15 protein-coding genes are annotated in these 14,573 nt (G+C 67.6%); 6 read left to right on the top strand and 9 right to left on the bottom strand.

The window, feature by feature from the left end; genetic code table 11:
- Positions 1-215 precede the first annotated feature (215 nt).
- Complete coding sequence (locus AC5P6A_RS08650) at positions 216-770, bottom strand: hypothetical protein (RefSeq protein ID WP_155030348.1); 555 nt, start codon at positions 768-770, stop codon at positions 216-218.
- A gap of 106 nt (positions 771-876) precedes the next feature.
- On the bottom strand, positions 877-1,203 hold the full coding sequence (locus tag AC5P6A_RS08645) for a low molecular weight protein tyrosine phosphatase family protein (protein ID WP_155030349.1): 327 nt from the start codon (positions 1,201-1,203) through the stop codon (positions 877-879).
- Positions 1,204-1,341: 138 nt separating this feature from the next.
- Between AC5P6A_RS08645 and AC5P6A_RS08640 the strand changes: the two genes are divergently transcribed.
- A complete protein-coding gene (locus AC5P6A_RS08640) occupies positions 1,342-2,052 on the top strand; it encodes a hypothetical protein (RefSeq protein WP_258009994.1) in 711 nt (236 codons plus the stop codon).
- A 106-nt stretch (positions 2,053-2,158) separates the two neighbouring features.
- Here the strand turns inward: AC5P6A_RS08640 and uvrD are convergent, their stop codons facing one another.
- The 5 genes from uvrD to rpmB form a co-directional block, all read right to left on the bottom strand.
- Positions 2,159-4,351 (bottom strand): DNA helicase II, encoded by a 2,193-nt coding sequence (gene uvrD, locus AC5P6A_RS08635; RefSeq protein ID WP_251102439.1) that lies wholly within the window; start codon positions 4,349-4,351, stop codon positions 2,159-2,161.
- Positions 4,352-4,360: 9 nt separating this feature from the next.
- Positions 4,361-5,782 (bottom strand): FAD/NAD(P)-binding protein, encoded by a 1,422-nt coding sequence (locus AC5P6A_RS08630; protein ID WP_164144854.1) that lies wholly within the window; start codon positions 5,780-5,782, stop codon positions 4,361-4,363.
- Positions 5,783-5,827: 45 nt separating this feature from the next.
- Complete coding sequence (gene cls, locus AC5P6A_RS08625; RefSeq protein WP_164144858.1) at positions 5,828-7,246, bottom strand: cardiolipin synthase; 1,419 nt, start codon at positions 7,244-7,246, stop codon at positions 5,828-5,830.
- Positions 7,247-7,483: 237 nt separating this feature from the next.
- Positions 7,484-7,651: a 50S ribosomal protein L33 gene (rpmG, locus tag AC5P6A_RS08620; protein ID WP_169411268.1), complete on the bottom strand. Its 168-nt coding sequence runs from the start codon at positions 7,649-7,651 to the stop codon at positions 7,484-7,486.
- Positions 7,652-7,661: 10 nt separating this feature from the next.
- Positions 7,662-7,898 carry a 50S ribosomal protein L28 gene (gene rpmB, locus AC5P6A_RS08615; RefSeq protein WP_005411638.1) on the bottom strand — a complete coding sequence of 79 codons (237 nt, stop codon included), beginning with the start codon at positions 7,896-7,898 and terminating at the stop codon, positions 7,662-7,664.
- A gap of 278 nt (positions 7,899-8,176) precedes the next feature.
- Here rpmB and AC5P6A_RS08610 point away from each other — a divergent pair, with 278 nt between their 5' ends.
- Positions 8,177-9,391: a nucleotide disphospho-sugar-binding domain-containing protein gene (locus AC5P6A_RS08610; protein ID WP_180876332.1), complete on the top strand. Its 1,215-nt coding sequence runs from the start codon at positions 8,177-8,179 to the stop codon at positions 9,389-9,391.
- 13 nt (positions 9,392-9,404) lie between these two features.
- Here the strand turns inward: AC5P6A_RS08610 and dnaQ are convergent, their stop codons facing one another.
- Together dnaQ and AC5P6A_RS08600 are read right to left on the bottom strand one after the other, a co-directional pair.
- Positions 9,405-9,914 (bottom strand): DNA polymerase III subunit epsilon, encoded by a 510-nt coding sequence (dnaQ, locus tag AC5P6A_RS08605; RefSeq protein ID WP_180876330.1) that lies wholly within the window; start codon positions 9,912-9,914, stop codon positions 9,405-9,407.
- Between the two features lie 165 nt (positions 9,915-10,079).
- A complete protein-coding gene (locus AC5P6A_RS08600) occupies positions 10,080-10,973 on the bottom strand; it encodes a LysR family transcriptional regulator (protein WP_346714993.1) in 894 nt (297 codons plus the stop codon).
- A 108-nt stretch (positions 10,974-11,081) separates the two neighbouring features.
- Here AC5P6A_RS08600 and AC5P6A_RS08595 point away from each other — a divergent pair, with 108 nt between their 5' ends.
- From AC5P6A_RS08595 to AC5P6A_RS08580, 4 genes are all read left to right on the top strand, one after another.
- Positions 11,082-11,471, top strand: a complete 390-nt coding sequence (locus tag AC5P6A_RS08595; RefSeq protein ID WP_053443741.1) for a RidA family protein — start codon at positions 11,082-11,084, stop codon at positions 11,469-11,471.
- Positions 11,472-11,712: 241 nt separating this feature from the next.
- The gene (locus tag AC5P6A_RS08590) at positions 11,713-12,051 is read left to right on the top strand and encodes a hypothetical protein (RefSeq protein WP_346714992.1); all 339 of its coding nucleotides are present in this window, start codon (positions 11,713-11,715) and stop codon (positions 12,049-12,051) included.
- Positions 12,052-12,107: 56 nt separating this feature from the next.
- Positions 12,108-13,361: a TolC family protein gene (locus AC5P6A_RS08585; RefSeq protein ID WP_346714991.1), complete on the top strand. Its 1,254-nt coding sequence runs from the start codon at positions 12,108-12,110 to the stop codon at positions 13,359-13,361.
- Complete coding sequence (locus AC5P6A_RS08580; protein ID WP_312250774.1) at positions 13,358-14,563, top strand: efflux RND transporter periplasmic adaptor subunit; 1,206 nt, start codon at positions 13,358-13,360, stop codon at positions 14,561-14,563. The genes AC5P6A_RS08585 and AC5P6A_RS08580 overlap by 4 nt, the downstream gene beginning before the upstream one ends.
- The last annotated feature ends 10 nt before the right edge of the window (positions 14,564-14,573 follow it).

Below are 14,573 nucleotides of genomic sequence, written 5' to 3'. Positions count from 1 at the left end.
GAGCAGGATCAATCCGGCGCTGTGCAGGGGCCCGTGCGCGCCACCCGCTTGCCCGCCCCCCTTCTGTAGAGCCGAGCCCATGCTCGGCTGCTTCTGGCGGGAAAAGCAGCCGAGCCTGGCTATGCCGGTCGTCCTGACCGGCACCCTTCGGGCCGTCGCAAGCGACGTTGGCAGCGGCTCCTGCCGCTACCTTCGGCTCTACATCAGGCCCGCCTTCAGGCGATCTGCACGATCCGCGCGTTCTGGCACAGCGGGTAGCTGGCCACGAACCCGTCAATCGCATCGCGCATCGCCTCGAACGATTGGCCGTACATGTACAGCGCGGTCTCGCTCGGGCCCTGCCACCAGCTGCAGATCTCGCCCAGGCCGTCGATGTTCTCCGACAGCTGCTCGAACACGTGGTTGGAATCGCACTGTTCGTAGACCTCGTCCGGCAGGTTCAGGCCATCCAGGTAGATGCCCAGGCCCTCGGTCACGCCGAAGCTGCGATCGGCTTCACCCGCGCCCTGGATCTTCGAGCCCTTCGGTGCACCCAGCTGCTCCAGCAGGTCGATCAGCTTGGGCACGCCATCGGCATCGACCAGCGCCACTTCGATATCGCCGTATTCGACCTCACCCAGGTCGGACATCGCCGTGCCGCCGCCGGTGATCTCGCCGACATTGGCCGCCTGCAGCAGCGCATCGAGTGGGTCCTCGAACAGTTCGTGGCGATGTTCGGGCTGCAGCCGGGCATTCAACGTCACGGTGACGTGCAGCGCGGGTTCGGTCATGGGAGCGGTCCTGAAAGAAGTGCCGCCTATTGTAGAGCCGAGCCCATGCTCGGCTGCTTTTCGCGCCAGAAGCAGCCGAGCATGGGCTCGGCTCTACAACAGCCCGTCAGCGCAGGAACGGGGTCACCTTGCGCTTGAGCAGCTCCACCAGCACCGGGTCCATGTACTCGTAGTCATCCGGGATATCCAGGCAGATCACGCGCTTCTCCTTCAGCCACGGCTTGTAGCGGCTGGACAGCCGGTTGCGGTGGGCCTTCTCCATCACGAACACCAGGTCGGCCCACTGCAGCAGCTCGGGGCTGAGCACCTCCTCGGCGTCGGCCAGCAGCCCGGCCGAGGCGGTCTCGATGCCCGGCCAATCGGCAAATACCCGCTCGGCGGTGGGGCTGCGCAGGCGGTTCTGGCTGCAGAGGAAGAGCACGTTGCGGGTCATGGCCGCAGCCTAATCGGGGTCGGATCCCTTTTCCAACGGAAAAGGGCTCTGACACCAACAGGGTGCTTTCAGACAAGTTGCATCGTCGGATGACCGTTCAAGGGGCCACCATGTGCTTCTGCCACCGTCCAGATGCCCATGATCACCAAGGATGACCTGTTAACGACGTTCGGAGAGGTGGCCGAAATCCACGGCTGCTACTTCTGCAAGTACGTAGTCGCGACGTACGTACTCTATTGCTGCGTGAGGAACGCCAAGGGACATGACCTCGCGATCGCGTCCAAGAATGTCGATGATCCGGAATTCGCCACCAGCGTCGTGCTGAACGCACCGCACCATCTTTCACATGATGGGCCAACGATCTTCGAGATTCCTTCCAACGCCTATGGGTTCACTCATGCGATGGCGGTTCCCAGCACCTATCACGGGCTTCTGAATCGGATCGAGAAGCGCACGGGGCTGTTCCTATGCCTGCCAATCTTCCGGTGTGAGTTCAACGGCAACGAATCAGCAGAGGATTTCAGATGGTCCACACATCACATCGTTGACGTCAACAACTGGCATAGGACCAGGCAGCCGAAGATAAGCGTGTACTTCGACAATCCCCGCACTGGCGGCGGAACGGACAAGGACGGCGCCATCGTGAGCCTGGAGACGTTAATGGCCGAGATCGACAACCTCAACGGAGTGAGCAGCGGCTTCATCGAGATCACCAACTATCGCGATGAGGTGATCGAGGTGTTGTCGCCGGAGGATGGCCGCTACGTATTGATCCGCAACCGTCAGGACGAAGAAGCGATGGACCGAGCGCGGTTGGTGGCAGCCGTAGAGACGTTCACCACCGGCTGACGACCGACCGCGTTTGTAGAGCCGAGCCCATGCTCGGCTGGGTTTTCCCGGTACAAGCAGCCGAGCATAGGCTCGGCTCTACAGGTATCCCGCCTCCCGACGGTGATCAGATCACCGTCAGGTTGGCGTAGGCCATCACCAGCCACTTGCTGCCGGCGTCGGCGAATTCGACCTGCACGCGGGCGTGTGCGCCGCTGCCTTCGTAGTCGGTCACCATGCCTTCGCCAAACTTGGGATGGGTAACCAGCGCGCCGAGCTTGACCGGCGGTGCCTCGATCGAGGCGTGGCCCATCACCCGGCTGGCGCCCATCGATGCCGGCCGCGAGACCTGCACCTTCGGGCGCACTTCGTGCAGCAGCTCGCGCGGAATCTCGCGCAGGAAGCGTGACGGCAGGCTGTAGTTGTCCTGGCCGTGGATGCGGCGCGATTCGGCGTAGCTCAGCACCAGCTTCTGGCGCGCGCGGGTGATGCCGACGTAGGCCAGGCGACGCTCTTCCTCCAGCCGCCCGCTTTCTTCCAGCGAACGTGCGCTGGGGAACAGGCCGTCTTCCATGCCTGCCAGGAACACCAGCGGGAATTCCAGGCCCTTGGCCGAGTGCAGGGTCATCAACTGCACACCGTCCTCGCCGGCCTGCGCCTGGCCTTCACCGGCCTCCAGCGCGGCATAGGCCAGGAACGCGACCAGCTCGTCCATGTCCTCGCCCACTTCCTCGACGTCGTCGGCGCGGCGCACGAAGCGCGAGGCGACCGAGACCAGTTCGTCGAGGTTGTCGGTGCGCGATTCCGAGTCCAGCGAATTGCGGCTTTCCTTGCTCCAGTGCTCGCGCAGCTGCGAGCGGGCCAGCACGTGGTCCACGCGCTCGGCCAGGGTCATGTGCACGGTCTGCGCCTGCAGCTCGTTGACCAGCCCCAGGAAGCCGGCCAGTGCATTGCGCGCACGTGCGGCCAGCGCGCTGCCCTGGGTGACCAGCATCGTCGCTTCCCACAACGAAATGCCCTGCGCACGCGCCTCGCGGCGCACTTCGTCCAGCGTGCGGTCGCCGATGCCCCGGGTGGGCGTGTTGACCGCGCGCTCGAAGGCGGCGTCATCGTTGCGGTTGGACAGCAGGCGCAGGTAGGCCAGTGCATCCTTGATTTCGGCACGCTCGAAGAAGCGCATGCCGCCATACACGCGGTACGGCACCTGCTCGCTCAGCAGCGCTTCTTCCAGCGCGCGCGACTGCGCGTTGCTGCGGTAGAGCACGGCCACTTCGGTGTAGCTGCCACCGTCGCGCACCCACTGGCGGGCGCGCTCGACGATGTAGCGCGCCTCGTCCATCTCGTTGTACGCGGCGTACAGGTCGATCGGCTCGCCGTCGCCGCTGTCGGTCCACAGCTGCTTGCCGATGCGGTCCGGGTTGTGCGCGATCACTGCGTTGGCAGCGCCGAGGATGTTGGCGGTGGAGCGGTAGTTCTGCTCCAGGCGGATGGTCTGCGCGCCCGGGAAATCGCGCAGGAAGCCCTGCACGTTCTCGACCTTGGCACCGCGCCAGCCGTAGATGGCCTGGTCATCGTCGCCGACCACGAACACGTGGCCGGAATCGCCGGCCAGCACGCGCACGAAGGCGTACTGGATGGCGTTGGTGTCCTGGAACTCGTCCACCAGGATTTCGCGGAAGCGCGCGCGGTAATGCGCCAGCAGGGCCGGGTTGTCGCGCAGCAGTTCATGCGCGCGCAGCAGCAGCTCGGCGAAGTCGACCAGGCCGGCGCGGTCGCAGCGTGCCTGGTATTCGATGTAGGCCTGGCGCATGGTTTCCAGCCACGCGTCGTGCGGTTCGGGCTGGATGTGCTGCGGGCGGCGGCCCTCGTCCTTCTGCGCGTTGATCCACCACGCGATCTGCTTGGGCGGGTACTTGCCGTCGTCCAGCTCCAGCGCCTGCACCACGCGCTTGACCAGCCGCAGCTGGTCGTCCGAATCCATCACCTGGAAGCCTTCGGGCAGCTTGGCGTCCTGCCAGTGCAGGCGCAGCAGGCGGTTGGCCAGGCCGTGGAAGGTACCGATCCACATGCCACGGCTGCCATGGGGCAGCTGGGCGTCGATGCGGTGGCGCATTTCGCCGGCCGCCTTGTTGGTGAAGGTCACCGCGAAAATGCCGTGGGTCGGCACGCCATCGACTTCATGCAGCCAGGCGATGCGGTGGGTGAGTACGCGGGTCTTGCCGGAACCGGCACCGGCCAGCACCAGGTGGTGGCCGGGGGGAGCGGAGACGGCTTCGCGCTGGGCCGGGTTCAGGCCATCAAGCAGGTGGGAGACATCCATGCCCCCATTTTACGGCATCGCCGTCGCGGCTCCTGCGACCACTTCGGTGGCCAGCGCCTGCGCCTGCTGACGCAGTTCAGGCACCGCCAGGCTTTCCCACAGGCTGCCGATGCGCAGGCTGCCGAGCACGCCCAGCCGCGCCTGCGGCTGGCCACCGGCGGCGCGCAGGCGGTCGCCCGGCACCGTGCTGTCCAGGCCCAGCCCATGCGGGCCGGGGCGTGCCAGGCCCTCGGCCTGCAGCTGCTGCAGCAACGGATTGCGCAATGCGTTGGCGCGGGTTTCCACGCCGGTGGCGTTGACCACACCGCCGATCGTCCAGTGCTGTTCATTGCCGTTGGCATCGCGACCCGACAGCCGCAGGGCATCGCCTTCGCGGCCGACGGATTGCAGGCGGGACCGGTGAATGCGCAGTTGGCCGCTTTCGGTCAGCGCCTGCAGCTGTGCGTCGACCTCTTCGGCGATGCGGTGGCGATGCACGTCCCAGTAGCGCACCACATGGCGCAGGAAACGACGCTGGTCGGCCTCGTCGAGGCTGCACCACAGCGCCTGCCCGTGCGGACGGATGCGGTCCATCACGCCCTGCCACGGCAGGCCATCGGCCTGCGCTTGACGGGCGAAGCCACGCAGCGCACGCAGGCGCTGGCGCAGGTTCATCGGCAGCAGCACCGCCGGATCGAAGCTGGGCAGGCCGCCGTGCGCGTGCGGCAACGGCAGCAGGCCATGGCGCGAGATCACATGCAGCGGGCCGGTATGACCGGCGGCGACCAGCGCCAGCACGGTGTCGGCCATGCTCAGGCCGGAGCCGACAATGGCCACGGCCTGGTCGCCGGCCAGGGTACGCACACCGTCGTAGTCCCAGGCCTCGATCACGTCATCGGCGGGCAGTGCGTCGGCACCGGCCACCGGCAGCGGCCGCATGCTGTTGCCGGTGGCGAGCACCGCCTGCGCGGCATGCAGCGTGCTGCCATCGCCGAGTGTCAGCTGGTAGCCGTGGTCATCCGGCTGCAGGCCCAGTACCGGCTGCGCGATCACCTGCAGCTGCGCCGGGCTCGCCGCGGCGGCCTCCTGCAGGCGCTGCTGCAGGTAGGCAGCAAAGTAATGGCGACACACGTAACGCTCGCCCAGCACCTCGCGCGCCTCGCCCGGGTAGGCGTTGGCGGCCATCAGGTAGTCGAGGAAATCGCCAGGCTGGTCGGCAAACGCACTCATCTTCGCCGCCGGCACGTTCAGCAGGTGCTCCGGCCACGGCGTGGCATAGGCGATGCCCTGCGCCAGCTGCGAAGCCGGTTCGAAGATGGCCAGCGCCAGCGGCGCCTGGGCCTGGCGCAACACCTGGATCGCCACCAGCACCCCGGCCGCACCACCACCGATGATTGCCAGGTCCAGTTCGCCATTACGCGGTGAATCAGTCATGCGCCGATTGTAGGCCATCGGCGATGACGGGCCGGGTTGCCGAAGCGGGCGGTTGCCGCCACCTCACATCAACGCATCGGCCAGCCGTGCGATGCCTTCGCGGCTGCGCCGCCACGTGGGGCGACTGCGCCACTGCTGCAGGTCCAGCTGCCGCGACTCGCGCAGGTAGCCATCCTCGATCGCGCACAGCTGCTGCACCAGCGCGCGGTCGTAGCAGACCAGGCCGATCTCGGCATTCAGCGCGAACGAGCGGATGTCCATGTTGATCGAGCCGAGTACGGCGATGTCCTCGTCCACGCTCATGTGCTTGGCGTGCAGGAACTGCGGTTCGTACAGCGCGATGCGCACGCCACAACGCAGCAGCTCGTCGTAGTAGGCCTCCTGCGCCCACGAGGTCAGCCGCTGGTTATTGCTGGCCGACAGGATCAGCTGCACCTGCACGCCGGACAATGCGGCGATACGCAGCGCGCTCAACGTGGCCTCGTCGGGCACGAAATATGGGGTCACCATCACCAGCCGGCGCCGCGCCAGATGAATCAGCGCCGCAACCGCATCGCGCGCGTTGCTGTACGGGTAGGCCGGGCCGCTGGGCAGCAGCTGGGTGGCGATGTCGTCGCCGCATTCGGGAACATCGGTGATCACATCCAGGCGCTGGCCGGTTTCCATGTACCAGTCGCTGGCGAACACCGCTTCCAGATGCGCCACCGCCGGGCCGCGCACGCGCGCCACCAGCTCGCGGTTCGGGTGGCCAGGCACGAACTGCGGGCCGGCCAGATTCTGCGAACCGACATAGGCCACTTCGTTGTCGATCACCGCGATCTTGCGGTGGTTGCGCAGGTCCATGCGGCCGCTGCGGCGCCAGCGCAGGCCACCGGGCAGCATCGCACGCACTTCGATATCGCGAGCTTCCAGGCGTTTGCGATAGGCGCGCAGGCCACGCTTGGCACCCACCGCGTCGAGCAGCACGCGGCACTGCACGCCCCGTGCAGCCGCACGCTGCAGTGCCTCGACAATAGCCTCGCCCACCGCGTCGTCGAACATCAGGTAGTACAGCAGGTGCACCCGGTCTTCGGCCTGGTCGATATCGGCAATCAGCGTGTGCAGCGATTCGTCGTAGTCGGTCAGCAGATCGACGGCGTTGCCGTGCACCGGCATGAAGTCGCCCTGGCGCTGCACCAGCGGCACGATCTCGGCGCTGGCGGTGTCCGGCTGCGGTGTCCAGCGCAGGCGATGCTGCAGCGCCTGTTCCTCGCGGATGACCTGCGAGGCCTCGGCCTGGCGGCGGATGCGCTCGCGCGACAGCCATGGGTGGCCGAACAGCAGGTACAGCGGCAGGCCCAGCAGCGGCACGAAGCCCACCAGCAGCAGCCAGCTGCGCGCCGCCCCCGGCGTGGTGCGGGTGGGAATCCAGCACAGCGCGACCAGCCGGATCAGCCAGTCGATCAGCAGCAGATACGAACCCAGCAACCACTCGAACAGCATCGCGTCGCCCGTCGGGAGGTGATGGGCCATTCTGCCCAGCAGGATTTGTAGAGTCGAGCCATGCTCGACTGCCTTTCGAACCGACGGCAGAGAGCCAGCGTGTCGACCAGGGTCGACAGCTACCGGGTGCGGGGAGAGCGTGCCGACCAACGGTCGGCACCCACCACCTGGATGCCAGGCATGAAAAAACCCGCCACAAGGGCGGGTTTCTTCGCGGGGATCAGCAATCCGTGCGGATTACTTGATCTTGCCTTCCTTGTACAGGACGTGCTTGCGCACGACCGGATCGTACTTCAGGAATTCCATCTTCCCCGGGGTGTTCTTCTTGTTCTTGTCGGTCGTGTAGAAGTGGCCGGTACCGGCCGAGGAAATCATACGGACCTTATCGCGCTTGCCTGCCATGATGCTTTACTCCTCAGACCTTTTCGCCGCGCGCACGCAGCTCAGCCAGAACGGAATCAATGCCGTTCTTGTCGATGGTGCGCAGTGCATGCGCGGAAACACGAAGCTTGACCCAGCGGTTCTCGCTGGCCACCCAGAAACGGCGCTCGTGCAGATTCGGCAGGAAACGACGACGGGTCTTGTTGTTGGCGTGCGAGACGTTGTTACCCGTCTGCACTCGCTTGCCGGAAACCTGGCATACGCGGGACATTGCGCACCTCGATAGTAGTAGTTGTCAGCCCGTAGCCCGGGAGACGGCGGCCTCGATGGTTGCCCACCACACGTCAAGAGAATCAAAGGGTTACGCTGGCGTTGGGCGGCCGGGGACGTGCTCCCGGGGGCGCCGCCCGGTAGAAAACCGGACACAGCGAGCCGCGCATTATGCACGGGTTCAAGCACTTGCGCAAGTTACCCACAGGCTGCGGCTGAACCGGCAGGGCCGGGAGCCCGCCAACCGGCATACTGGCCCGGATCACTGCGGAGCTTTCCATGCGGCTGCTGGCCCTGACCTACGGAACCGAAGGCGATACGCGCCCGCTGGCCATGCTCTGCCATGGGCTGATCGGCGCAGGCCACGCGGTGACACTGCTGGCCGATGGCGGCACCCTGGGCAGCGCGCAGGCCCTGGATGTGCCCCACGTGGCCCTTGAGGGCGACATCCATGACGAAGTGGTCGCCCTGGTGTCGCGTGGCAACGGTGTTGCCGCCGCCAGTTCCGGTCTGGCACGGATGGCGCTGCAGCATGTCAGCGGCTGGATGCGCCAGGCCGATGCGGCCGCAGAAGGCTGCGATGCGATTCTGACCGGTGGCCTGGCGGCCTTTGTCGGCATGAGCGTGGGCGAACGCCGCGGAATGCCGGTCATCGGCACCGGCATGATCCCGCTGACCCCGACGCGGGCCTTCCGCTCTCCGTTCCTGCCACCGGGACGCTCGCCGGGCTGGTTGAACCGCGCCAGCTATGGGCTGGTCAACGGCCTGATCTGGCGCCAGTTCCGCCGGCCGATCAACGCGGCACGCCAGCAACTGGGGCAATCGCCGCGCCGCGCGTTGTGGTCCGGCCTGCCGATGCTCTATGGCATCTCGCCGCAGCTGCTGCCGCCACCGGCGGACTGGCCGGCCAACCACATCGTCTGTGGCCAGTGGCGGCTACCTGATGCGCCCTGGACGCCCCCGGTCGATCTGCAGGCCTTCCTCGATGCCGGGCCGCCGCCGGTGTACCTGGGCTTTGGCAGCATGACCGGATTCGATCACGAGCGCGTGCTGCCGGCCCTGCTGCAGGCGCTGGCACCGCGCCGGGTGCTGCTGTTTCCAGGGTGGGCCGGATTGCCGACGGGTGCGCTGCCAGCAGATGTGTTCGTGCTCGGCCCGACGCCACACGAAGCACTGTTCCCGCATTGCGCACTCGCCATCCACCATGGTGGCAGCGGCACCACGCATTCGGCCTGCCGCGCCGGCATTCCCTCGCTGGTGATGCCGTTCGCCGCGGATCAGTTCTTCTGGGCCGATCGCCTGCATCGGTTGGGCGTGGCACCGGCACCGTTGTCACCGAAGCGACTGGATGCAGCAACGCTGGCGGCAGCCATCACCTTCGCTGAAACCGACGCAACACGCGCACGCGCGGCAGCCCTGGGCGCGGCGATGAACCATGAGGACGGGGTGGCACGTGGCGTGGCAATGATCGAGCGCTGGTTGCGGCCGGTGTAACAGCGGCCAGGCCTCAGCGCAGGTGCGGAATCACCTGCGCCAGCAGATGGGCATCCTTGAGCGCGCCGTGCAGGCCGCGCTGGCTGGGAATGCGCAGGCGCTGCAGCACATCATCCAGCTTGTTGCCTTGGCCCGGCCAGCGCCCGCGCGCCAGCTTCAGGCTGCAGGTGATGCGACAGTGCTGGGCCAGCGTGCCGGGTATGCCGGCCAGGCGCAGCTCGTTGTCGAGGAAACCCACATCGAAGGTGGCGTTGTGCGCGACCATCTCGCTGCCGCGCAGGAAGTCCAGCAGTTCGGCGGCCTTGCTGGAAAACAGCGGCTTGCCCACCAGCATCGCATCGCTGATGCCATGCACGCGCTGTGCGCCCCAATCGACCCTGCGCTGCGGCTGCAGGTAGGTGTGGAACTGGCGACCGGTGAGCTGGCCATCGATCAGCTCGACGGCACCGATTTCGATCACCCGATGCCCCAGGCGGTGGGAGATGCCGGTGGTTTCGGTATCCAGTGCGACGATGCGACTCATGCGTGGCGATGGTTCCTGTTGCGTGCCGCGATGATTTTCGCATGCCTGCAGCAGGAAGCCCTCCCTGTACCCGAACCCGTGCTCGGCTCACGCGCGAAGCGCGGGCCTTGAGCGCTGGAGCGAGAAGCAGCCGAGCGTGGGCTCGGCTCTACAGGTGCGTGTGCATCACCCCAACGCTTGCACCACCCAATCGATGAACACCCGCAGCCGCTGGCTCATGTGCCGGTTCGGCGGGAACATCACGTGCATCGGCATCGGTGGCAGCTGCCAGTCCTGCAGCAGCGGCAGCAGTTCGCCACGCGCCACGTGCGGCGCGGCCATGTAGCTGGGCAGCGCGACCACGCCAAGCCCCGCCAACGCAGCGGCCAGATAGGCATTGCCGTCATCGAAGCCAACCGTATAGCGGCTCTGCACTTCTACGCGCTCCTCGCCGCGCTGCGCGCTGAACACTCTCGCCCGGCCACTACGCGGGCTGAGGAAGCCGACCATGTGATGATCAGGCCCTTCCAGCGCGCGCGGGTCGGTCGGCAGGCCGAAGCGCTGCACATAGCCTGGACTGGCGTGGAAGCCGATCGGCAGTGCAGTCAGCGGCCGCGCCACCAGCGCCGGGTCGGCCGGGGTGCCGCCACGGATCACGCAATCGACGTTGTCGGCGATGACATCGACCTCGCGATCACTCACGCCGACGTCGAGCTGGATCTCCGGGTAGCGCGCCTGGAAATCCGGCAGCACCGGTACCAGCCGCAGCCGCGCGTAGGGCCCTGGCACATCCACGCGCAGGCGGCCACGCGGCTGGGCGGCCGCGTCGCCCAGCCCGCCTTCGACCTCGTCCAGTTCGGCCAGCAGGCGGGCGATGCGCGGGTAATAGGCCGCGCCGTCGGCGGTGACGCTGACCCGCCGGGTGGTGCGGTTGAGCAGGCGCAGCCGCAGGTGCGCCTCCAGCTGCTGCACCAGCTGGGTAACCGTGGTGCGGCTGATCTGCAGGGTGTGCGCGGCGCGGGTGAAGCTGCCGGTTTCCACCACGCGGGCAAAGGCCCGCATCGCCTCGAAACGGTCCATGGCCGGCCGTGATTATTTGGGATTGGCAATCAATCTAGGCCGATCATCGCGGTTTATCCAGACAGCGCTCGCGAGGAGGATGGCGTTCTCTCCCACGGGATCTTCCCCATGTCACAGCGTGATGTCGTTTTCCCCGCCGGGCGCCAGGCCCTGTACGAGCGCAACCGCTACTCGCCGGCGATCCGGTCCGACGGCTTCCTGTTCGTTTCCGGCCAGGTCGGCAGCCGCGAGGACGGTTCGCCCGAGCCGGACTTCGAGACGCAGGTGCGCCGCGCCTTCGAGAATCTCAATGCGGTGTTGGCTGCCGCCGGCTGCACCTTCGATGACGTGATCGACGTGACCGTGTTCCTGGTCGATCCGGAGAAGAACTTCGAGAAGGCCTGGGCGATCGTGCCCGAGTACTGGGGCGAGGCCCCGCACCCGACCCTGACCGGTATCGGTGTGACCTGGCTGTATGGGTTCCAGTTCGAGATCAAGGTGATCGCGAAGCTGCCGTGACCTTCGTTGTAGAGCCGAGCCCACGCTCGGCTGATCGTGCGACAGCAGCCGAGCATGGGCTCGGCTCTACAGACGCGCAGCCCGGTGTCCGACCCCACGGGCCAAAAGGCGTGCCGGCCAAGGTCGGCACCCGCCAGGGCAGAAGGCCCCAGGCCGCCCACCTGAACGGGAGATTCGGACGTATTCCCGAAGCGGCCATTGATATTGTATCCGGCGAAAATCGCTTGCTAGCCTCCCTTCCATGCGCCGGATCACCCGCCAACTGCGTACGTACCTGATGATGCTGCTGATGGCGGCGTTCGTGGTCGTGCCGGTGGCCGACGTGCTGGCCTGCGCGGTCGAACCGCACGACACCACTGCGGTGCACGTGGAAAGCAACGCCAACGATGCCGAGGGTGACAGTGACAGCAAGCACGCCGGTGCCTGCAGCCACAACCACTGCCACCACTCCAACCTGAGCCTGCCGGCGCACACGATCGCCGCCTTCGGGGCGCCACTGCCGGCGCGCTGGATGAGTGCGGGCGATGCGGCGGCCTATACGGTCGCCCAGGATGAATTGACGCGTCCACCCCGGGCGTGAGTTGAGCGCGTCCCGCGATTGCGGGCTCCCGTTTCACTCACAACCGGAATCCCCCTATGTCGATCCTGACACCTCGGTCGCCGCGTGCGGCCGGGCTGGTCGTCGCCGTGTTGCTGGGCCTGGCCCCGGCGGCATCGGTGATGGCGCAAGCTGCCCCCTCCTACGACACCCTGCTTGAACGCCTGGACCAGCTGCCCGGCACTCGTGTGGGCACGGCACTGGCCGAGGCCGCCGATGCGCGCGCCGACCAGGCCCGCGCACTGCCCAACCCTTCCCTGTCCTGGTCGGCCGAGAACGCCTGGGGCACCGGCTCCTATGGCGGCATGGGCAAGGCCGATACCGTGCTTACCCTGTCCCAGCCATTGGAGGTCTGGGGCCAGCGTGGCGCGCGCGTTCGTGCCGCCCGGGCCGAGGCACAAGCCGCTGCCCTGCGTGGTTCGCAGAGCCGCAGCGATGTCGCCAGCCAACTGGCGGCGGTCTACGCACAGGCGGAAAGTGCACTGCGCCGCTACACCCTGGCCGAGGAAGCACTGTCACTGACCCGCGATGACGCCAACGCCGTCAACGCCATGGTCAAGCAGGGCCGCGAACCACAGCTGCGCGCGGTGCAAGCGCAGAGCGAAGTAGCCAATGCCATGGCGTCGCTGGATGAAGCACAGGCGTTCCGCGATGCCGCGCTGGCCCGCCTGGCCGGCACCGCGCTGCTGGATGCGCCGGTGCAGTCGATCGACAACAGCCTGCTCGACCGCGCACCACCGCTGCCGCGCGGTGCCACCGATACCGCACTGGCAGTGCGCATTGCCGAAGCCGAAGCCGATGCGGCGAGCAAGCTGGTCGACGTGGAGCGCAAGCGCGCCCTGCCCGACCTCAGCGTCACCGCCGCACAGACCCGCTTCCGCGAAGGCGGCGAGCGTGCCTACAACCTCGGGCTCAGCCTCAGCATCCCGCTGTTCGACCGTAACCGCGGTGGCATCCGCGCCGCCAATGCCGACCAGCGCGCGGCCGAGGCACGCCTGGACCAGCAGCGCCGCGACAGCGAGGCCGCACGCCTGTCCGCCGTGGCCGGGCTGAAGGCGGCCGGCAGCCGCACCCGTGCCGCCGATGAAAGCGTGGTCGCCGCCGAAGAGGCCTACCGCCTTGCACGCATCGGCTTCGACGCCGGACGCATCTCGCAGCTGGAACTGCGCAGCACGCGCAGCGCCCTTATCGCCGCCCGCGGCGCCGCCGTGGATGCGCGCCTGTCGCGCGTCGGCGCGGAAATCGATCTTGCCCGCCTTGAAGGGCGCGCACCTTTTGTGGAGGCACCATGACTCTCTCCCGTACCTTCCCGCTGATCGGCGGCGTGCTGCTGACCGTGCTGCTGGCCGGCTGCGCTGGCAACGCGCAGACACCTGCAAATGAAGACCCCGCCGCGGCCAAGGCGGGCACCGACGATGGCCATGGCCACGCGACCGACAGCAAGGAAGCCAAGGCGGAAGCCGCCAAGGCGCCGGCTGACGCCGATGAAGGCGTGGTGCCGCTGACCCCGGAGCAGATCAAGGCGTCCGGTATCGAGGTGGTCGCCATCGGCCGCGGTGGCGGTGGCTCGACGCGCCTGTCCGGCCGCGTCGAGCCGTCGGTGGGCGCACGTGCCTCGGTGGCGTCGACCGTGACCGGCCGTGTCGAACGCGTGCTGGTCGCACCGGGCACCGCAGTGAAGCAGAACCAGGCCCTGGCCATCGTGGTCAGTGGCGAAGCGGCGGTGTTCCGTGCCAATGCGCTGGCCGCCTCGGCCGAAGCCGAGGCCGCGCGCCTGGCCTATGGCCGCGACAAGGCGCTGGTCGACCAGGGCGTGGTCGCGCGCCAGGAGATGGAAGCCTCGCGCGCACGTTCGCTGGCGGCACAGGCCCAGGCCGCTGCCGCGCAGGCCCAGGCCGCCGCCAACGGCGCGCCCGATGCCAGTGGCCGCGTGCGCATCACCAGCCCGGTGGCCGGCATCGTCGGTAACGTGCAGGTCACTCCGGGCGGTGTGGTCGCCGCCGGCAGTGCAGTCGCCGATGTCGCCGACCCGTCGATGAACGAGCTGGTGTTCACCGCACCGCCGGCGCTGGCTGCACAGGTCACGCCGGGCATGAAGCTGGAAGTGAGTGTGCCGGGGGGCAGCTTCACCGCCACCGTCACCGGCTCGGCCGCCGATGTCCGCCAGCAGGGCGGCGTCGCGGTGATCCGCGCCACGCCGGTGGATGCTTCGCTGCCGCCAGCCGGTTCGCCGGTATCGGCCGTGGTGGTCACCGAAGGCCAGGACGGCTCGCTCAGCGTGCCCGCCGATGCGGTGCAGAACGTTGATGGCAGCAGCGCGGTGTTCGTCGCCGTCGAAGGCGGCTTCAAGGCGCAGCCGGTACTGGCCGGGCGTCGCGCCGGCGACCGTATCGAGATCCTCGGTGGGCTGACCGGCAACGAGCGCATCGTCGGTGCCAACGCCTTCCTGCTCAAGGCCGAACTGGCCAAGGGCGAAGCCGAGCACGGCCACTGAGGAGGCGACC

This window comes from Stenotrophomonas sp. YJH_SMC_20, assembly GCF_059367845.1.
The sequence above is the reverse complement of the archived record's forward strand: the minus strand, read 5'-3'. Positions and strand labels throughout refer to the sequence as shown.